The following is an 18,106-nucleotide window of genomic DNA, read 5'->3' as shown; positions in this document are numbered from 1 at the left end:
GAAGGAGCCTATGCCCGTCGATCAAGCCCTGCAAGACATCGCCAGCAGCGGCCTTTTTGCAAGCTTGCACGATTTGGGGTTCAGTCCGGGGCTGGAAAGGGCTAGGCGGCAAGCCGTCGGGGAGTAGCGCAGCCTGGTAGCGCATCTGCTTTGGGAGCAGAGGGTCGCAGGTTCGAATCCTGTCTCCCCGACCAACATTCCCCCCGTTCCGGAACAATTATCGCAGCGGCGGCTCGGGTGGTGTGCAGGTTACGGTGGTGGGCCCGGCAGGACTCGAACCCGCGACCTAGCCGTTATGAGCGGCCAGCTCTAACCAACTGAGCTACAGGCCCGACGCACCGTTTGCGCGGCCTAGCCGCAGCCAATGCCAAGGGCAAGCCCGCTCTGGCTACTTCAAGCGAATCAGCGCTGCACATTCTGCATGATTTCAGCGACGGTCGTGGGTTGCACACCGCGCTTGCGCAATTCGGCATAGATGGTCCGCCACCAATCGTAGAGATCGTCCAGATCGTCCTCGCTGCGAACATAGGGGGTGTAGCCCGGCACGATTGAGGGGCTGTGAAATGACAGGATCATCACTGGCAGGTTCACTTCGAGCGCAGATTCCACGCCGCGCAGGGCTTCTGCCGCACTGACACCTTCCGGCGTGAGTGAGATGCGCTCCAGCAATCCGGCCCGTGCGAGTGCGCTACGCATCGCAGGAAGGTGCCTAAGCGCGGGATAAAGCCATTTGCCCTGCTGCCTCAGTCTCCCCGAGAACGGACTCGTAAGAGGTAGTTCCAAGAGGGTGCGCTCCTGATCCACCCAGTAAGGATGCGATGGATGGTTCCGGTAATCCGGCCCCTCGCCGGCGCTGTAATCGAAATGCGCGCGGACGGAACTGTCTATGGGAATGCCGGCATCCTTAAGCAATTCGGCGGTGTTCGGCCCAAGACCATAACGACCGGCGCGATAGATCATCGGCTGAACATCGAAGTTCTCTGCTATGGCATCGCGCAGGCGCAGGAATTTCTCCCTCTCGACAGCAGCAGGTAGATTGCCGGCGAAGCTGTTGCGGGCATTGACTTCCTCGCGGTGAGGCGGGTTGACCCAGGGGTGAAGCTGAATTCCGACCTCAGCCCTGCCGTCCCGAACGGCCCCGCCGATAGTGTCGATTGCGTATGAAGAATGGGCGATCGGCCAATCGATCAGATAGACGGGCGAAACGCCGATGTTCTCGCAAAATTGCTGAAATTTCCGCAATCTGGGCACGTGATCCAGCCCGTGACCGGTCAGAGAGAACGGACCGTTCCAGTCGAACTCTTCCTCGGTGTCGACGGTCAGCAATGCACGTGGCGCGAAACCCGGCTCGAAAGCTGCTCTGGCTTCTGGCGGCGGAACCTCGAGCATCGAGCGCGTGAAGATAATCGAACTCCCTCGTGGCGCTGACCGGTTCGATCCCACCTCGGTAGTGCCGCACCAGGCGCGGGCGGCGACCGCACCCCGCTAAGCGGAGGAAGCCTGCCGGTCAAATGCGGCATTCAGCAGCGGCAGGCGCAGCCGCACCGTATTGCCGGTCCTGTCGAGAGAGCCACCGGCCGCAGCAGCCTCGGCACGGCAAAGGCGCAGGACGAAACCTGTCCCGAACATGCCGACGTTCAGCGCGCCCGTCGAAGCCTTGTTCTTGAAAGAAAAGATGTCGCCTTCTTCGGTGAGCGAATCCGGAAGGTCGCAGACGACGGTTGCTCCTCGCGCATCGGACTTGATGCTGATCGTGATTTCCGTTCCGGCGTTTGCCGAACCCGCCAGCGTCGCCAGCAATCGCCAGATCAGCGCCCGGCATTCCTCGTCTGCGATCGGGACATGAACGTCTTCGGCTTCGCTTGCGAAGGAGAACGCCGCGCTGCGGCTCTGAAGAGAGGGGGCAAGCTGTTCGGCCGTTTCCCGTAGCACTTCCGCAAGATTGCTGCTGCCTGCTTCCGGTTCAAGAGCACCGCTTTCCAGCCGCGCCAGCCGGTCCAGCGCATCGAAACCCGACAGGATGCGTGCCGCATCGCCGGCGATCTCGGCGGCCAAGGCGCGATAGTCGTGCGGGACGGGCCCGAACAATTGCTGCTGGATGACCTCCGCGAAGCCCTGAATCGCGTTCACCGGCGTTCGCAATTCGTGCAGCAGCTGACGGAGACGGTCGTTCTGGTCGCCATCATGCTTGTCCGCAGACAAATCGGAGGCGCGGCGCAGGCGCCCAGCATATCCGCTGAACGACCCCCCAGGGATCGTGAATATGGGCGTGGCGTCCAGCCGCCACGATCCTGCAATCGCCGGAGCGCCAGTCAGAACAACCGGACAGGACTTGATGATCTGGCGCCGCTGAAATGCCTCGACGCCGTTGGCGACCAGTCCTTTCGGCAGGATTTCGGCAAAGCGCATCCCGTAGATCATCGCGCAGATCTGCGGTTCGGCTCTGTCGATCCGGCCTTCGGCATCGGTCGCGAAATCGAATGCATTCACCTCTCGGGGCGGGCGTGCCGAAGCGGATGCTCCAGCCGGATCGCCATCGCTTATGTCCTCGCGGCTCGTGCTGTCTTCGCGTGCCTGCTTGAAGGCTGCGATCCTTTTCACGAGTGCGCCGATGGCACTGTCGGGCTGTTCGGCAGCCGCCGCGATCACGTCATTGGCGGCCTCCGGCGGCTGACGGCGAGGTTGCAGCGAAGGTCTTGCTGGCTTCTCGCTTACAGCCGCTGAAGGTGCGGCTTTCGCCGGAGCTGCCTCGGCAGACGGGCAGGGAAGGCCGCGGTCGTGCACCCCTAGGCGCTCCAGCAGCGTGACGACCGAAAGCGGCAGATCCTTGCGCAAGCGCAGAAAACCGCGAGCCCTGACCGGCAGGCGTTCAACGAGCGCCAGCCAATCCGCCTCCGGCAGATCGGCCCTTGCGATGGCTGCCGCCGCGATGTCCGGATCCATTTCGGCCATCCGCTCCAACACGGAGGCATTGCGGATGCGCAGCCAGGGTTCACGCAGGATGGCTGCGCGAACTGGCGCGGAGATCATTCCCGACAGCGCGGCCAGACGCCGATGCGCCTCGTCGAGAAGGGCGCTGTCCGCCGCCGGTTCCGACGCACCGAGCAGATCCAGCAGCTGGCGGTACTGGGTATGCGCCGCCATCGCCCCATTCGTGCGCGCGCGCGTTACGGTGGCAAGGCGGTCGTCGATCTGCATTTGTCTCGAGGGTTCTCCGGAGCCTTCCAATTGGCAGGCCAGCGGCCCTGCTGCAATGGCGCTCTACCACTTCTCCCCCGCATGCAATTGCATCGTAGCGGGTGCGTTGCAAAGCGGGACAATTGCTGGCATCAATAATAATATTAGCCGCTCAGGATAGATGAGGCGGTGCTTATTGCTTAATCGACGCTACCTCTTCGGGTGAAGGAGGGTCGGACAGGTGAAGGGACAGGGGAACCATGGCAAATCTGGACCAGATAGACCGGCGGCTGCTGGCCGAATTGCAGGATGAGGGGCGCGTTACCAACGTGGAACTGGCGCATCGCGTCGGGCTGACGGCACCGCCCTGTCTTCGCAGGGTGCGATCGCTGGAAGAGGCAGGCGTCATTCGCGGTTACCACGCGGAACTGGATGCCTCGCAACTGGGGTTCGCCATAACCGTATTCGCGATGGTCAGCCTGAAGAGCCAGGCGGAAGAAGCGCTGACCGAGTTTGAGAACCATATGCGCGGCCTGCCGGAAGTGCGCGAAGTTCACATGCTGAACGGGGAAATCGACTTCATCCTGAAAATCGTAAGCCGCGATTTACAAAGCTTTCAGGAGTTCCTGACCAGCAAGCTGACGCCCGCGCCGAATGTTGCGAGCGTAAAAACTTCGCTGACGATCCGCACGGCCAAATACCAGCCGGGCGTGCCGCTCTGAACACAATCCAGGTCATTCAGTAACGGGCTGAATGGCAAATGCGGTTTGGCTAGGGGCCGCGAAAGTGTTGACGCGCGTTCGCTCACTTGAGCAAGGATGCAGCATGACCATGTATCTACGGCTCTTTCTCGCAAGTCTCATCTTCTGCTTCGGCTATGTGCCCGAACAGGCAGTGGCCGCGCAAACTGTGCATATTGCAGAAGTGCCGCCTTACACGCAGAAGGACAGCAGCGGCGGCTGGAGCGGCCCCGCCGTCGACCTGTTCCGTGCTGCTGCGCAGAATGCGGGCGTCGCCTATCGTTTCGAAGAAGTGCGACCGGCGGAACTGGCCACCTCCGGTGCTGCGGCCGCCTTCCCGGCCTATGCAGACGGTTCTTCACCGGGTGCAGGGCAGGTCGGTCCGAATGTTCAAAGCTTGCCATTCTACACTGACACGGTGGGATTGATCGGCGGAACGCAGGCGACGGCATTCGTGGAGGGCCTTACCAATTTGGCAAATTGGGGCTTTATGAAAGTGGTCCTGATCGTCAGCGGCCTCGTCTTCGTGGCGGGCGCGATCTTCTGGCTGGTGGAACGACGCGGCAACGATTCGGTGCAAGGTTCACAAGACCATCTCGCGCATCTCGGCGGGATCGGAAACGGGTTCTGGTGGGCGGGTGTCACCGCCACTACCATCGGCTATGGCGATATCGTGCCGAAAACGGCTGGCGGACGTTTCGTGGCCATGGTCTGGATGCTGTTCTCGATGGCCTTGACAGCGATTCTAACCGCCTATCTTGTCTCGCTGACTGGCAAGCCCGGCGGCAATACGGACCTTTCCAGCGCAATCGAAGGGCAGCATGTAGGCGTGGTGGCCGGTGAAGCCGTGCAACTTGCCGAGCTTGGATCCGCAGAGCGGGTGTCGCGGTTCGCAACTGCCGAAGAAGCCTTGAAGGCGCTGGACGAGGAGAGGATCGATCTAGTCGCCTATCCGGCGGCGCAGGCCCGCGCGGAGGCGGGTGATCGGAACGTGCAGGCGACCGGGGGTTCCGTGGTCTTTCCGCTGTTCCGCTTTGCGCAAGCCGGACCATTGTCGCGGGAAGTCGATCGCCTCATACTCACTCCGGCCTGGCAAGGCCGCGCCCAGCAAGAGTTCGGCAAGAACTGACCGCCCGCGGCAGGAGCGGTCAGCTCTCCCGCTCGGCCAGCCAGTCTTCCAGCCACTTGATGGAATAATCGCCCGTGCGAATGTCGTCCTGCTCAATCAGTTCCTGGTGAAGCGGAATTGAAGTCTTGACGCCTTCGATCACCATCTCCTGCAGTGCACGACGCAATCGCATCATGCATTTCTCACGGCTGCGGCCATAAACGATCAGCTTGGCAATCATGGAATCATAGTAGGGCGGAATGGAATAGCCGGCATAAATGCCGCTATCCACGCGCACGTGCATGCCGCCTGCCGCGTGGTAGGCCGTGACCTTACCGGGGCTGGGTGCGAAACTGTAGGCATCCTCGGCATTGATGCGGCATTCGATTGCGTGACCGGTGAAGCGGATCTCGTCCTGTGTGCAGGACAGATCCTTGCCGCTGGCAACTCGGATCTGTTCGCGTACGAGGTCGATGCCGGTGATCATTTCCGTGACCGGATGTTCCACCTGCAGGCGAGTGTTCATTTCGATGAAATAGAACTCGCCATCTTCCCACAGGAATTCGATAGTACCGGCGCCGCGATACTCCATATCGGCCATGGCCTTCGCCACGATGCCGCCCATCCGGTCACGCTCTTCGGCTGAAATGACGGGGGAGGGCGCTTCTTCCAGAACCTTCTGATGACGGCGCTGCAGCGAACAGTCACGTTCGCCCAGATGCACGGCATGGCCGCGCCCGTCGCCGAAGATCTGGAATTCGATGTGGCGCGGATTGCCGAGGTATTTTTCGAGATAGACGGTATCGTCGCCAAACGCCGACTTTGCTTCGTTCCGCGCCTGGCTCATCAGGGATTCAAGCTGGCTTTCGTCCGGCACGACCTTCATGCCGCGGCCACCACCGCCCGATGCGGCTTTCACCAGAACCGGGTAGCCGATCTGAGCCGCGATTTCGCGCGCCTGTTCGAAAGTGTCGATCGCACCGTCAGACCCGGGGACCAGAGGCAGGCCCAGCGCACCGGCAGTTCGCTTTGCCTCAACCTTGTCGCCCATCGTGCGGATATGTTCGGGCTTTGGGCCGATCCAGACAATGTCATGCGCCTCGACGATTTCGGCAAATTTCGCGTTTTCGGACAGAAAGCCGTAGCCGGGGTGGATCGCGTCGCAATGCGCGATCTCCGCCGCCGATATGATCGCCGCAACGTTAAGATAGCTGTCCTTGGCGGGCGGCGGGCCGATGCAGACGGCATGGTTGGCAAGGCGCACATGCATGGCATCGGCATCTGCGGTGGAATGGACCGCCACGGTTTCGATGCCCATTTCATGCGCCGCCCGCAGAATACGCAATGCAATCTCGCCGCGGTTCGCGATGAGAATGCGTTTTATCGGCTTGATCTCCGGCATCGTCAAATCAACCGATCACGACGAGCGGCTGGTCGAATTCGACCGGCTGCGCGTTGTCGACCAGCACGGCTTTGACGGTTCCGGCCTTGTCGGCGGTGATCGGGTTCATCACCTTCATCGCTTCCACGATCAGCAGGGTATCGCCGGCGGCAACCTTGTCGCCGATGCTGACGAAATTTGGCGATTCCGGTTCCGGTGCCAGATAGCAGGTGCCGACCATGGGGGATCGGATCGCATCCGCGGCGCTGTCCGGCGCAGCATCGGTCGGTGCGGCTGCAGCTTGCAACGGCGCCGGCTGACTGGCGGCAGGTGCGGCGGCCGGGGCTGCCATCTGCATGACCGGAGGGGCGGCGACGCTGCCTCGCGAAACACGGATCTTGCGCTCGCCGTCAGAAACCTCGATTTCCGTCAATCCGGTTTCGCCCAGCATCTCTGCCAGTTCGCGGACCAGCGAGCTGTCTACCGTCATCGCGCCATTGCTTTTGGCGGGTTTGTCCTCGGCATGGTGAGCCATAAGTTCCCTTTTGGAATATGTCAGTTGCGGGGCGGTCTATGCCGTGATGCCGCTGGCTTGCAAGGGCGCATCATCGATTCGCGGCGCATTTCCTACATTTCCGCTACAAATTCGAGAGCCTCCACATAGGATCGCGCGCCCTTTCCCTGAAAGGTGCGGACGGCGGCAAGGCCCACGTAAGTATGATGACGGAATTCCTCACGAGAGCGCGGGTCGGACAGGTGGACCTCGATCACTGGCGTACAAATAGCGCGGATCGCATCGAGCAGCGCAATGCTGGTGTGGGTATAGGCAGCAGCGTTCAGCAGGACGGCACGCGCGCCTTCGGCCTGCGCCTCGTGCAACCAGTCCACCAGATGCCCTTCGTGATTGGACTGGCGCAGATCGATCGAAAGCGCCAGATCACGGGCGCGGTCTTCCAGCATGCCTGCGATGTCGTCCAGCGTGTCGGAGCCATAGATTTCAGGCTCGCGCAGACCCAGCAGGTTCAGGTTGGGGCCGTTGAGGACATAGACGAGATTGCTCATGAAGCTCGGTTAGCCTTTGGCTGGCTGAACACCAAGCAGGTTTCAGGCGGAAAACTTGCGGCCCAGCCAAATAGCCGGTCGGTGGTCGGCAGGCCCGAACCGACCAATTTGTCAGTTTCAGACCCGCTGTTTTTCCTTCCAATTTCATGAAGCGAGTCACTCCAAGCAGCGCCTCGTTTGTTCAGCTTCATGTAAGCAGATGCTCTCTTTATTGGTAAGGACAAGAAAAGAAGAGGGATGACCATGCGCCTGAGGCTTATGATGAGCGTCGCAACTGTGACAATGCTTCTCGCGGCATGTTCGGTTCGCGAGGCGCGGATCGCATTGCCTGCCAATCTGACCGCATCGACCGAGCGCCTTGAACTGACCGGTATGGGCGGCGGCACTCGCGGCGACTTCAACCTGGCCGGAGCATACGGCACCTTCACCCGTTCGGCGGAGCGGATCGGCATCTTCGACCCGTTGCTCGTACGTCATCAGGGCGGCGGCGCTTTCCAGATCGAACCTGGGAGCGGCAATGCAGGGTTGGCGGGCCGCTGCAGCTATCGGGAGGGGCAGGTCAATGTCGGGCCCGTCGCGATTACTCCTGACCGCCTGGTTTATTATTGTGAGTTCGCTCGTGACGGGGCACCTATCGATGCCGAATTGATCATTGAAGATCCAAAGAACGCTTTCGGCACCGTTCACGGTCGATCCGAGCGTCAGGGGACAATCTTCTATGAAGGCCAGCAAATCGAGATCCGTTCCATTCACCGTGATGAAGGAGGCGGACTCCCGAGCCCGACCGCGCTCGGTTATCTACTGGTGGATGAAAGCGGCGAAATTGGCGCGATAGACATGAATGGGCTGAATAAGACCATCTTCGCGCCCTTGCTAGGCGAAAAGCGGGAAGCTGTCCTCGCCGCCGCATTGGCGCTGTCGATCTTCTGGGACCCGGCTGAGGTACAGCCTGATGAGTGAGGTGGTTCGGGGGCAAGGAGAAACGATCCTCCCTCGGCTCTGTGAACCAAGACCAATCAGCAGCAGGCAAGCTTGGCTTTAACTGAGCGTTTTAGCTTGCCTCATCAATGTGCGCGGTCGTGCAAGGTGGGGGCTTTCTACTATCACAACGGATTGCGGGATTACGGCTCTGCGCGAGATTCGATGACAGGGAGAAGTCCGCTTTCGCGCTTATCACCGAAGCATCGGTCTTCCAGCGAAAGACGCCATTGCCGGCATTCGCTCGTTGCTATAGGTTTGGATTTTAATGCTCACTACTCGGCCTGATTAGGTGAAAGCTGCCCTTGGATGCTGAGCGCTTTTACTTCATCGCATTGTAGCGCGACCGCAAGCTCCGCGTCCATTCCGCTTGTCCGTTCAATTCGGAGCGAAGTTGCATCTGCACAGCCAATTGGCAGTATACGGAAGCACCGCCTACTTGTCGGTTCCGCGCGCCTTCCCCCATTGGCGCGCGGCGGTGTAGCCGAGGTAACCCGTTCCGAACAAGGCGTAGAGCGGCTCCGGCAAACCTGCGAGATACCCGTTCATTCCTGCAGCGATGTCGAGCGCCATCTGCGGGCGAAAGGCCGCCAGCACACCCATTGGAAGTGCGGCCAGGATGATGACGTACATGACGTAGAGGAATGACGGACGCGCCCGGCTGGTCCACGGATCGTCACTCCGTGCTTCGGCAACGATCGCGGCAAGTTGCGCCTCGATCGCCTGCAATTCCTGTGTGCCCTGCATTTCCAGCAGTTCCAGCTTCGCCCTCGCGCGCGCCTCCTTGTCAGGGATGACCTTGTCGATGATCGATGCAATCGGTCCGACAAGTGATTGGATGAGGGCCATGACATTCCTTCCCGGTGTGTTTACGAGAAGGCTTTTAGCCATATAGGTTCGTGTAGGAAAGTTTTCTTGGCTAGGGTACAACCAGCCGTCGCTTACCTCGCCATGTCAAGGAGAGCCTGCGCCTGCCTCAGGTGAGGGCGGTCCAGCATCGCCCCCGCATGCCCGATGGTCCCTGCATCGGGATTGGCAGCGAACAGGGCGACAATCTCGCGTGCGCGGGCAAGTTCTTCCTCATCCGGGGTGAAGGCCGCGTTGATAATTTCCACCTGCGCCGGATGGATTGCCAGCATGCCGCGAAAGCCGGAACGCCGCAGCATCTCTGCACGCGTTTTCAGCCCTTCCAGATCGCGGAAATCCGCCATGATGGTTTCAATGGGAGCGACTTCGGCGGCAACCGCGCCGAGGAGGCAGAGATTGCGCGCGAGTTCATATAGCGGCGTATAGCTGCCGTCGGGCAGGGTGCGTTGGCTGGAGCCGAGGGCGCTGGAAAGGTCTTCCGCGCCCCAGCTCATCGCCACGAGCCGGTCCGAACCGGGATAGGTGCCGCGGTACTCGCCAGTCGTGAACATGGCGGACGCGGTTTCGGTGACGAGTGCGATGACCCTGGTGCTGCCTTGATCGATGCCGCTGACTGCTTCCAGTGCGGAAAGATAATGCGACAATTGCTCCAGATCGGCGCGGCCCGCGCTTTTCGGCAGCATGATCCCGCCCGGTCTGCCCGGCATCACCCGTGCCAGATCGTCAAGTGCCATGCCGCTGTCCAGAGGGTTGATCCGGACCCACAGCCGTTCGCGGTTGGTGGCGGATTCGAGAAAAGCGCGCGTTCTCTCACGCGCGGCGGGCTTGTTAGCCAAAGCCACAGAATCCTCGAGGTCGAAAATGACTGCATCTGCAGCTCCGCCGACAGCTTTTTCCATTTTCCTGTCGCTGTCCGCCGGGGCGAACAGCCATGATCTGGCGCTGAAACTGGCGGGCATGGCACATCCTTGAAAGAAGCGAATACGGCTTTTCTCTGGCGAAAAAGGTCGGCGCTGGCTAGCCCTCGGCGGCATGAAAACAGATCCGAACGAACCATTGCCGCCCAAGAGCCCCATGCCCCATTCCGGCCCTCTGGTCGGTGTGCGGGTCGTCGATCTGACCGCGATGGTCATGGGCGCGCATGCGACGCAGATGATGGCCGACATGGGCGCCGATGTCATCAAGGTCGAGGCTCCCGAAGGCGATCCCATGCGCTGGTCGACCGAGGGACCGGAACCCGAAATGTCCGGAATTTTCGTGAATATTAACCGGGGCAAACGCGGTATCGAACTGAACCTCGCAAGTTCTTCAGGCAAGGAAGCGCTGCGGGCGCTGATCGCGGGTGCGGATCTGTTCATCCATTCAATGCGTGCGAAGGCCATTGCGCGGCTGGGCTTCGACTACAACGCGGTGCGGGAAATTCGCCCCGACATCGTCTACGTCAACGGCTACGGCTATGGCCGCGCAGGGCCCTATGCCGACTTTCCCGCCTATGACGATACGATTCAGGCAGAGGTCGGGCTACCCCAGTTGCAGGAGATGGTGACAGGACAGCCCGGCTTCGTCGCCACGATCATGGCCGACAAGATCGCCGGTATGGCAATGTTCCAGGCCGCCTTGCTGGCGCTGTTCCACAAGCAACGAACCGGAGAGGGCCAGGAAGTCGAGGTGTCCATGTTCGAAGCGATGAGCGCCTTCATGCTGGTGGAACATGCCAATGGAGCCGTCTTCGATCCGCCCACCGCGCCCGCGCATTATCACCGGATTACCTCGCCGGAGCGCCGGCCCTATCGCACAGCAGACGGGCACATGGCCGCAATGGTTTACAACGACCGGCAGTGGAACGCCTTCGTGGCAGCCGTGCAACCGGAATGGTGCGACGACACCTACGACAGCCTGTCGAAGCGTGCAGCCAAGGTTGGCGAGGTTTACGCCAATCTTCGCCGAACCTTTGCGACACGGCCGACTGCGGAATGGCTCGACCTGCTGCGCGGGCTCGGCATTCCATGCGCGCCGCTGCGCTCGACTGCCGAATTGTTCAACGATGAACATCTGAAGGCGGTCGGTTTCTTCGAAAGCGTCGATTCGGACTACGGGCAGTTGACATTGCCCGGCATGCCCGCGCGCTTTTCGAAATCCCCGGGCAAGGTCGCCGGACCTGCTCCAAGGCGGGGCGAACACACTGCCGAGATTTTGCGAGAGTTGGGACTGGACGACTTGCCTGTTGATTGAACTCAGGCGAGACCGCGCGCGGTGTCCATCCGCGACGCGTCGCCGACCTGACTGCCGCCATCGCAGTCGAGAATGGTGCCTGTCACGTAGCAGGCCGCTTCGGAGCACAGAAAAACCGCGCATTCGGCCACATCGTGCGCGGTGCCCCAACGCTTCATGGCGATTCGCGCTTCATGAGCGGCCCGGGTCGCCGGGTCGGGTGCAAGGCGCTTCATGCCTTCGGTATCGGCAATCGGCCCGGGTGAGATGCCGTTTACCCGCACATCGGGGCCCCATTCCAGCGCAAGCACCCGCACGAGCTGGTTGATGCCCGCTTTCGCTGCGCATGCGTGGGATTGCAGCGCCATCGCGTTGACGGCCTGACCCGCGGTGATGGCGATGAGCGAGGCTCCGGGAGCGTCCAGCAAGTCGCGGCAACCTCTAAAAACGTTGAACGTGCCGTTCAGGTCGATGTCCACCACGGTAGAGAATGCATTCGCCGACATGTCGGTGGCAGGGGCTAGGAAATTGCCCGCCGCGCCGGAAATGACGATGTTGAAAGGGCCGAAAGCCTCATGCGCCTGCACCATCGCGCCACGCGTGCGGTCGTAGTCGCGAACGTCGGTAGACAGGCCGAGCGCACCATGGCCGATGGTTTCAGCGGCGCGCTGCGCCTTGCCTCCGTCGCGCCCGCATACAGCGACCCTTGCGCCCAACTCGGCGAGACGGATCGCGATGCCAAGGTTGATGCCGCTGGTACCGCCCGCGATGAACGCGGTCTTACCTGCGAAAAGATCGTCACGAAAAGGGCTCATCCATCCGGTCCTCGCTTCGGCGGGAATGCCGATGAAGCAGGATAGATCGGAATGGCTGATAAGGCGAGTAGTGCGGATGGCCGCGCTCGCGCAGGCCATCAACGAGGGGGATATTTTTACCACTGGTCGGGACGAGAGGATTCGAACCTCCGACCCCCACACCCCCAGTGTGATGCGCTACCAGGCTGCGCTACGTCCCGAGCCAGTGGAGCGCGGGCCTATAGGTCGTGGTTCAGCACTTGGCAAGCGGGGCGATGCAATGAAGGCGTGTAATCGGCGGGAGAATGCTTCGGCCATAAAGGTTGCAGCGCGACTCGTTGCTCTGCCCGCGCATTGCTGCTAGGCGCGCCGGACGCGGCAGGCCGAGCGATCGATTGCCGGAATTCGAATGCCAAATCCTCTGACGATACAGGCTTGATTTTGTGATGAATCATCTCCTCGCCGCTGCGGTCGGTGCCGACGCGCCGCCAGCATTGCTGCAGTTCCTCCCGCTTGTCGGCATGGGGCTGATCTTCTGGTTTCTGATCATTCGCCCGCAGATGAAGCGGCAGAAGGAACATGCCGCGAAGGTGGCGGGCCTGAAGAAGGGCGATCAGGTGGTTACCGCCGGCGGCCTCATCGGCAAGGTCGTGAAGGTCGACGATCATTATGCCGATATCGAGCTTGGCCAGAACATTCGCGTGAAGGCTGTGAAAAGCACGATCGGGGACATCATTCCCCCGGGCGGCGCCACCGCCGCCAACGACTGAGGCCTGATCCACCATGCTCGAATTTCCGCGCTGGAAGAAGATCTGGCTAAGTGGCCTGACGCTGCTGGCGATACTCGCCGCCCTGCCGTCTCTGCTGTCGGTCGTGAATGTCCGCTGGCCCGAGGCGTTGCCCGACCCGATGGTCAATTTGGGTCTCGATCTGGCCGGTGGCAGTCATATTCTTCTGGAAGCCGATCCTGACGAGGTCGCAGCATTAAGGCTCGAAAACGCCGAGGAAACGGTACGCAGTCTGATGCGGGATGCCGAACCGCGCATTCGCATCGGTGATCTCTCAACCGCCAATGGCCGTCTCAGCTTCATGCTCGAGAATGGCAGCGACGTGGACCGCGCGCGCGAATTATTACTGCCTTTCGTGAACGGCACCGGGATGACCCGGGAATGGGAACTGTCGGTAGTCGACCGGTCCCGTGTCATTCTGACGCCGACCGAAGACGGGCTTAGCACAGCCGTAGCTCAGGCGATGGACAGTGCCACCGAAGTCGTGCGGCGGAGGATCGACGAGCTGGGAACGCGCGAACCGACCATCATCCAGCAGGGTGACAATCGCATCGTCGTTCAGGTTCCCGGCCTTGAAAACCCCGACCAGTTGAAGGATCTGCTTGGGCAAACGGCGGCTCTTGAATTCAAGCTTGTCGATCAGACGGCACTGCCATCGGATGTCGCGCAGGGCATTGCGCCTCCGGGCAGCCAGATCGTGCCCTATGCACCCGGCACGCCGTTCGAAGGACAGTCGATTGCGGTTCGGCGGCTTGGCGGCATTCAGGGCGACAGCCTGGTAAATGCGCAGCAGACCTTCGATCAGCAGAACAACGAAGCTGTCGTCAGCATCGAATTCGATCAGCAGGGCGCATCACGGTTCGCCCGTTTGACCACGGAAAACGTCGGCAAGCCTTTCGCCATCATCCTTGATGGGGAGGTCTTGTCGGCCCCCAACATCAACGAGCCGATCCGCGGCGGTGCCGCCCAGATTTCCGGCAGTTTCACTGCGGAAAGTGCCAATGCGCTGGCTATCTCGCTGCGGTCGGGTGCGTTGCCGGTAGACCTAGCAGTAGTCGAGGAGCGAACGGTCGGCCCCGATCTTGGTGCCGATTCGATCCGCAAGGGTCTGCTCGCCATGATGATCGGCTCTGTGGCTGTCATCGTGCTGATGATCGTCAGCTACGGCCGATTCGGTGTTTATGCGACCGCAGCGCTCGTGCTCAACGTGCTGATGCTGCTCGGCATCATGGCTATCATGGGAACAACCCTGACCTTGCCGGGCATCGCCGGTTTCGTGCTGACCATCGGCGCGGCGGTGGACGCCAACGTTCTTATCAACGAACGGATACGCGAGGAACGCAAGCGCGGCCGACGTGTCGTCGCAGCGGTCGAGAATGGCTACAAGGAAGCCAGCCGTGCGATTTACGATGCGAACGTCACCAACTTCATTGCCGGCGTTCTGCTTTTCCTGTTCGGCTCGGGTCCGATCCGCGGCTTTGCAGTCGTGCTGATCATCGGCCTGTTCACATCGGTCTTCACCGCCGTCACGCTCACGCGCATGTGGGTTGCCGGCTGGCTGCGCAAGACGCGGCCAACAGACCTCAACATCTAGAGGCGAGCCACCATGCGACTTTTGAAACTCGTCCCTGACGATACGAACATCAATTTCCTTCAGTGGCGAATGCCCTTCTACGTGGTCAGCCTATTGCTGATCGCTGCGAGCTGGGTGCTCGTTTTCACGCAGGGATTGAACTACGGCGTGGATTTTGCCGGTGGTCAGGAAATCCGTGCGACCTTCGTCGGGCAGGAAGAAGCTGACATTCCGGCTATCCGCAGCACTGTTGGCGAACTGCAGAATGTCGGCGATCCCGTCGTTCAGCGCTTCGGTTCGCCGAACGAGGTCTCGATCCGCGTCAAACTGCCGCCAGAAGCAGAGGGCAATCCTGCATTTGCCGACCAGATGACGCGCACGATCACCGATGCCCTGCAGGCGGAGTATCCCTCTATCCGCATCGACGGGGTGGATTCGGTTTCAGGCAAGGTATCCGGTGAGTTCCGCGAAAAGGCTGCCTACGCGCTGCTTGCGGCCATGCTGGCGATTGCCATGTACATCTGGGTGCGCTTCGAATGGCAGTTCGGGGTTGGGGCGCTGTTTGCCCTGTTCCACGACGTGTCGCTGACCCTGGGCATGTTTGCACTTTTCCAGATGGAGTTCAGCTTGCAGATCATCGCGGCTATCCTCGCGATCATCGGCTATTCGCTTAACGACACGATCGTCATTTACGACCGGATCCGTGAGAACCTGAAAAAGTACCGCAAGATGCCCTTGCCTGAATTGCTGGACCTGTCGGTCAACGAGACGCTGGCACGCACGGTCATGACGTCGCTGACGCTGCTGATCGCGCTGATTCCCCTGCTGCTGTTCGGCCCAGCAAGTCTCTTCGGCCTTGTTGCGGCCATCACGCTGGGCATCTTCGTCGGCACCTACAGTTCGGTTTACATGGCGGCACCGATCCTGATCTGGCTCGGCGTGACGTCGCGCAGCTTCGTTCCCCAGGAGGGTGCCGCCGATCGTCAGGAGCGCATTGCGCGCGGGGAGGGATGAATTTCAGGCGGCGACGATTGGCACCGCCTGACCATTTGCGCTTACTCGTTTGAGAATCGCGCTGCTGTGCCAGTCAAGAATGCCTCGTAACATCTCGCCAAGACGGCGGCGTTCTCTCGCCAGCTGAACCTGCTCGCTGCTGCAACGACAGCATCGGTGGCGGGCGGTGCGCCCAGCAAATCGGCCACTCCGGTGACGATACTTTCAGTGTTCCGGTCCACGATCAATCCGGCATCTCTGCCGGTAACGACTTCCCGTGCTCCGCCTGCATCGGTGATGACGATCGGGGTGCCGCAGGCAAGAGACTCGATCCAGACGTTCGCGAGACCCTCGCTGGCCGACGGCAGCACCATGACGTCAGCCGCAGAGAGCAGCAGCGGCAGCAGATCGTGGTCGACGGAGCCAAGAAAATGGACTCTTTCAGCAATCCCGGCCCGCTCCGCCCGATCGCGCAGAGCGGCCTCGTCCGGCCCTTCACCCACGAGCAGCAGATGTGCTTTCGGCAAAGCTGAAAGTGCGGAAAGAACAAGGCGTTGCCCCTTGCGCTCGATCAGGGCGCCGACAGTCGCCAGCAGAGGCACATCGCCGGGTAGTTCGATGCGGAATTCGTCAGCTATCCTACGCCGCAAGGCGGTATGATCGAGAGGTCGGAACCGGTCGCGGTCAAGTCCGGTGTAATGGAGAGTAATCTTGCCCGGCTCCATGCCGATCGCCACCATATCTTTCGACAGGGCATTGCATACGGACAGCAGCACTTCCGCTCGCTTGGCACTCTCGATCATGGCCCTGCGCGCGTAGGGCTTGCTGCCCCAATAGTGAATGTCGGCACCGCGCGCCTTGATCGCAAAAGGTAGCGCAAGCGCTCGCGCAACCCGCTCGGCCGCTGGACCGTCGGGAAAGAAGAACTGCGCATCCACCATGTCGAACGGAACTTTTGCGTGCAGTCGGCGTGCAAGCGGCAGGACCGATCTCGCGATCATGGCCGGGTTGATCCGCCCGCCGATGCGCGGAAGCAGCGGAAAAGTCGGGCGGTGGACCGACACGCCATTCTCCACACCATCGACCGCAGCATGTTTGAGTGCGCGGTACCGGCCCCAAGCAAGTGGCGGCACACCAATGGGGTTGATGACGGTCACGTCCCACGCTTCGTGCCGGGCGAGCGCTTCCAGGGAACGGGCGACGAATGTGCCGAACCTTGGTCGATGAGAATTCGGGTACAGTGTGGAGATGGAAAGAAGGCGCTTTCGTGTCACCGGCGCTTTATTCCCATTCACAACCGGCGAACCAGCATCTCCGCCACTGCGATCCAGGCCGGGTCATCGACTACAAGCTGCTTTTGCCCAGCGCCGGGCGGCAGGATTCCCACCATGCCTTCGCGCCGGTCAATCAGGCGGCCGAACGCAAAGCGGCCACCTTTCCGTGGCACCAGAACGTCGCGATTTACGGCGCGCGCGGCATCGGAAGGTTCAGCCTGCCTGAGCCAGAGCTGGTCGCCGATCCGATACTCGCCCGCGCTGGCTACGATATCCAATACCATGAGCGCATCGCCATTCGTGGCCAACTCGCTCATGAGCAGCGCATCGCGCGGGCTCGACAGCGCCTCTGCACCCTTTTCGGTCAGAACCGCTACGATCTGCGGAGCGGCGAGGCCTTCGGACCGCACCAGCATTTCGGGTTCGACCCCTAGAGCAGCGCCGATACGCTCCATCCATTTCAGCGATAAATTGCGCATGCCGGTTTCCAGCCGACCGATCGTCTGCGCGGTGGTCGGCGGATCGCAAGCTGCCGCGACATCGGACAAGGTCATCCCCTTGTCCTTGCGGATCGCGCGGATGCGATTGATCATTGGCCATCTCCGTAACCAGAATGGTTTTTCACTTTCCTACAACCATGCGGTTTTGGCAAGCGCTGATCCGGCTTGAGAAGGATTCTCACAATGCAGCGCAAACTTGTGGAACGGGAAATGACATCGGGAGGGCCTTCGCGCCGTCCGGTCAACAAGCAATCCCGCCGTAGCGTCACGGTTAATGCCGCCGAATCGCCTCTGTCCTGGCTTCATGCACGTGGCCACATCGACGATCGCCTGTTCGACGCCGGCGAACGGCTGCGATCAGATTATGAGAAAGCGCAACTGAGTCCGCGCATGACCATGAGCTGGAGCCCGGTCCGGATAAAGGGGGGGTAACAGCGACCTGAGCCCGAAGGAACGTCAGCTAGCCGCAAAGGCGCGGTTCGACGCGGCGTTGGCAGAGGCAGGCACCGGATTCGCCGACATCCTCTGGCGCGTGGTCTGTGGCAGCGAAAGCTTGCCCGATGCGGAAAAAAGCATGTCCTGGCTAGCGCGCAGCGGCAAGCTGGTGCTGAAGCTGGCGCTGGACCGCGTCGCTACATATTACCGGATCAGCTAGTCGGG

At 61.1% G+C, this 18,106-nt stretch carries 17 protein-coding genes, 3 tRNA genes and 1 pseudogene; 9 read left to right on the top strand and 12 right to left on the bottom strand.

Annotated elements, in window-relative coordinates:
- Window positions 1-117 precede the first annotated feature (117 nt).
- Window positions 118-194, top strand: a tRNA-Pro gene (locus G7A66_RS04925).
- A 61-nt stretch (window positions 195-255) separates the two neighbouring features.
- Here the strand turns inward: G7A66_RS04925 and G7A66_RS04920 are convergent.
- From G7A66_RS04920 to G7A66_RS04910, 3 genes are all read right to left on the bottom strand, one after another.
- Window positions 256-332 (bottom strand) — tRNA-Ile (locus G7A66_RS04920).
- A gap of 70 nt (window positions 333-402) precedes the next feature.
- On the bottom strand, window positions 403-1,389 hold the full coding sequence (locus G7A66_RS04915; RefSeq protein ID WP_174294586.1) for a polysaccharide deacetylase family protein: 987 nt from the start codon (window positions 1,387-1,389) through the stop codon (window positions 403-405).
- Between the two features lie 96 nt (window positions 1,390-1,485).
- Window positions 1,486-3,198 carry a sensor histidine kinase gene (locus G7A66_RS04910; protein ID WP_174294585.1) on the bottom strand — a complete coding sequence of 571 codons (1,713 nt, stop codon included), beginning with the start codon at window positions 3,196-3,198 and terminating at the stop codon, window positions 1,486-1,488.
- 239 nt (window positions 3,199-3,437) lie between these two features.
- Here G7A66_RS04910 and G7A66_RS04905 point away from each other — a divergent pair, with 239 nt between their 5' ends.
- Both G7A66_RS04905 and G7A66_RS04900 read left to right on the top strand, forming a co-directional pair.
- Window positions 3,438-3,899, top strand: a complete 462-nt coding sequence (locus tag G7A66_RS04905) for an Lrp/AsnC family transcriptional regulator (protein ID WP_174294584.1) — start codon at window positions 3,438-3,440, stop codon at window positions 3,897-3,899.
- A gap of 103 nt (window positions 3,900-4,002) precedes the next feature.
- On the top strand, window positions 4,003-5,046 hold the full coding sequence (locus G7A66_RS04900; RefSeq protein WP_174294583.1) for an ion channel: 1,044 nt from the start codon (window positions 4,003-4,005) through the stop codon (window positions 5,044-5,046).
- Between the two features lie 19 nt (window positions 5,047-5,065).
- Here G7A66_RS04900 and accC read toward each other — a convergent pair whose 3' ends face one another.
- The 3 genes from accC to G7A66_RS04885 form a co-directional block, all read right to left on the bottom strand.
- Window positions 5,066-6,427 (bottom strand): acetyl-CoA carboxylase biotin carboxylase subunit, encoded by a 1,362-nt coding sequence (gene accC / locus G7A66_RS04895; protein WP_174294582.1) that lies wholly within the window; start codon window positions 6,425-6,427, stop codon window positions 5,066-5,068.
- 7 nt (window positions 6,428-6,434) lie between these two features.
- Window positions 6,435-6,941 (bottom strand): acetyl-CoA carboxylase biotin carboxyl carrier protein, encoded by a 507-nt coding sequence (gene accB, locus G7A66_RS04890; RefSeq protein ID WP_232366647.1) that lies wholly within the window; start codon window positions 6,939-6,941, stop codon window positions 6,435-6,437.
- A gap of 92 nt (window positions 6,942-7,033) precedes the next feature.
- Window positions 7,034-7,468: a type II 3-dehydroquinate dehydratase gene (locus tag G7A66_RS04885; protein ID WP_174294580.1), complete on the bottom strand. Its 435-nt coding sequence runs from the start codon at window positions 7,466-7,468 to the stop codon at window positions 7,034-7,036.
- 243 nt (window positions 7,469-7,711) lie between these two features.
- Here G7A66_RS04885 and G7A66_RS04880 point away from each other — a divergent pair, with 243 nt between their 5' ends.
- Entirely contained in the window at window positions 7,712-8,428 is a 717-nt protein-coding gene (locus G7A66_RS04880; protein ID WP_206675069.1) for a VV20781 family protein, read from the top strand.
- Between the two features lie 453 nt (window positions 8,429-8,881).
- Here G7A66_RS04880 and G7A66_RS04875 read toward each other — a convergent pair whose 3' ends face one another.
- Both G7A66_RS04875 and G7A66_RS04870 read right to left on the bottom strand, forming a co-directional pair.
- On the bottom strand, window positions 8,882-9,295 hold the full coding sequence (locus G7A66_RS04875; protein WP_174294578.1) for a holin family protein: 414 nt from the start codon (window positions 9,293-9,295) through the stop codon (window positions 8,882-8,884).
- A 92-nt stretch (window positions 9,296-9,387) separates the two neighbouring features.
- Window positions 9,388-10,272 (bottom strand): HpcH/HpaI aldolase/citrate lyase family protein, encoded by an 885-nt coding sequence (locus tag G7A66_RS04870; protein ID WP_174294577.1) that lies wholly within the window; start codon window positions 10,270-10,272, stop codon window positions 9,388-9,390.
- A 73-nt stretch (window positions 10,273-10,345) separates the two neighbouring features.
- On the opposite strand from G7A66_RS04870, the gene G7A66_RS04865 reads away from it, so the two are divergent.
- A complete protein-coding gene (locus tag G7A66_RS04865) occupies window positions 10,346-11,545 on the top strand; it encodes a CaiB/BaiF CoA transferase family protein (RefSeq protein WP_232366646.1) in 1,200 nt (399 codons plus the stop codon).
- Window positions 11,546-11,547: 2 nt separating this feature from the next.
- Here G7A66_RS04865 and G7A66_RS04860 read toward each other — a convergent pair whose 3' ends face one another.
- A complete protein-coding gene (locus tag G7A66_RS04860; protein WP_174294684.1) occupies window positions 11,548-12,339 on the bottom strand; it encodes an SDR family oxidoreductase in 792 nt (263 codons plus the stop codon).
- 123 nt (window positions 12,340-12,462) lie between these two features.
- A tRNA-Pro gene (locus tag G7A66_RS04855) sits at window positions 12,463-12,539 on the bottom strand.
- A 225-nt stretch (window positions 12,540-12,764) separates the two neighbouring features.
- Here G7A66_RS04855 and yajC point away from each other — a divergent pair.
- Genes yajC through secF form a run of 3 tightly spaced genes read left to right on the top strand, consistent with a single transcriptional unit; the run spans window position 12,765 to window position 15,693 of the window.
- Entirely contained in the window at window positions 12,765-13,088 is a 324-nt protein-coding gene (gene yajC, locus G7A66_RS04850) for a preprotein translocase subunit YajC (RefSeq protein ID WP_174294576.1), read from the top strand.
- 13 nt (window positions 13,089-13,101) lie between these two features.
- Window positions 13,102-14,700 (top strand): protein translocase subunit SecD, encoded by a 1,599-nt coding sequence (secD, locus tag G7A66_RS04845; RefSeq protein ID WP_174294575.1) that lies wholly within the window; start codon window positions 13,102-13,104, stop codon window positions 14,698-14,700.
- A gap of 12 nt (window positions 14,701-14,712) precedes the next feature.
- Window positions 14,713-15,693, top strand: coding sequence for a protein translocase subunit SecF (gene secF, locus G7A66_RS04840; RefSeq protein WP_174294574.1), 981 nt, complete (start codon window positions 14,713-14,715; stop codon window positions 15,691-15,693).
- A 41-nt stretch (window positions 15,694-15,734) separates the two neighbouring features.
- On the opposite strand, the gene G7A66_RS04835 is transcribed toward secF, so the two are convergent.
- Window positions 15,735-16,946: a glycosyltransferase gene (locus G7A66_RS04835; protein WP_174294573.1), complete on the bottom strand. Its 1,212-nt coding sequence runs from the start codon at window positions 16,944-16,946 to the stop codon at window positions 15,735-15,737.
- Between the two features lie 17 nt (window positions 16,947-16,963).
- Complete coding sequence (locus tag G7A66_RS04830) at window positions 16,964-17,539, bottom strand: helix-turn-helix domain-containing protein (protein ID WP_174294572.1); 576 nt, start codon at window positions 17,537-17,539, stop codon at window positions 16,964-16,966.
- Between the two features lie 90 nt (window positions 17,540-17,629).
- Between G7A66_RS04830 and G7A66_RS04825 the strand changes: the two are divergent.
- Window positions 17,630-18,101, top strand: a pseudogene (locus tag G7A66_RS04825) (DUF6456 domain-containing protein).
- The last annotated feature ends 5 nt before the right edge of the window (window positions 18,102-18,106 follow it).

Source organism: Alteripontixanthobacter muriae, assembly GCF_013336795.1.
Taxonomy (GTDB): domain Bacteria; phylum Pseudomonadota; class Alphaproteobacteria; order Sphingomonadales; family Sphingomonadaceae; genus Pseudopontixanthobacter; species Pseudopontixanthobacter muriae.
This window is presented reverse-complemented; position numbering and strand designations above follow the sequence as displayed.

What these genes read in the sequence shown, in the direction of transcription:
- G7A66_RS04915 (WP_174294586.1), bottom strand. Translation starts at nt 1,389, where the DNA reads ATGCTCGAGGTTCCGCCGCCAGAAGCCAGAGCAGCTTTCGAGCCGGGT.
- G7A66_RS04910 (WP_174294585.1), bottom strand. Translation starts at nt 3,198, where the DNA reads ATGCAGATCGACGACCGCCTTGCCACCGTAACGCGCGCGCGCACGAAT.
- G7A66_RS04905 (WP_174294584.1), top strand. Translation starts at nt 3,438, where the DNA reads ATGGCAAATCTGGACCAGATAGACCGGCGGCTGCTGGCCGAATTGCAG.
- G7A66_RS04900 (WP_174294583.1), top strand. Translation starts at nt 4,003, where the DNA reads ATGACCATGTATCTACGGCTCTTTCTCGCAAGTCTCATCTTCTGCTTC.
- accC (WP_174294582.1), bottom strand. Translation starts at nt 6,427, where the DNA reads ATGCCGGAGATCAAGCCGATAAAACGCATTCTCATCGCGAACCGCGGC.
- accB (WP_232366647.1), bottom strand. Translation starts at nt 6,941, where the DNA reads ATGGCTCACCATGCCGAGGACAAACCCGCCAAAAGCAATGGCGCGATG.
- G7A66_RS04885 (WP_174294580.1), bottom strand. Translation starts at nt 7,468, where the DNA reads ATGAGCAATCTCGTCTATGTCCTCAACGGCCCCAACCTGAACCTGCTG.
- G7A66_RS04880 (WP_206675069.1), top strand. Translation starts at nt 7,712, where the DNA reads ATGCGCCTGAGGCTTATGATGAGCGTCGCAACTGTGACAATGCTTCTC.
- G7A66_RS04875 (WP_174294578.1), bottom strand. Translation starts at nt 9,295, where the DNA reads ATGGCCCTCATCCAATCACTTGTCGGACCGATTGCATCGATCATCGAC.
- G7A66_RS04870 (WP_174294577.1), bottom strand. Translation starts at nt 10,272, where the DNA reads ATGCCCGCCAGTTTCAGCGCCAGATCATGGCTGTTCGCCCCGGCGGAC.
- G7A66_RS04865 (WP_232366646.1), top strand. Translation starts at nt 10,346, where the DNA reads ATGAAAACAGATCCGAACGAACCATTGCCGCCCAAGAGCCCCATGCCC.
- G7A66_RS04860 (WP_174294684.1), bottom strand. Translation starts at nt 12,339, where the DNA reads ATGAGCCCTTTTCGTGACGATCTTTTCGCAGGTAAGACCGCGTTCATC.
- yajC (WP_174294576.1), top strand. Translation starts at nt 12,765, where the DNA reads ATGAATCATCTCCTCGCCGCTGCGGTCGGTGCCGACGCGCCGCCAGCA.
- secD (WP_174294575.1), top strand. Translation starts at nt 13,102, where the DNA reads ATGCTCGAATTTCCGCGCTGGAAGAAGATCTGGCTAAGTGGCCTGACG.
- secF (WP_174294574.1), top strand. Translation starts at nt 14,713, where the DNA reads ATGCGACTTTTGAAACTCGTCCCTGACGATACGAACATCAATTTCCTT.
- G7A66_RS04830 (WP_174294572.1), bottom strand. Translation starts at nt 17,539, where the DNA reads ATGATCAATCGCATCCGCGCGATCCGCAAGGACAAGGGGATGACCTTG.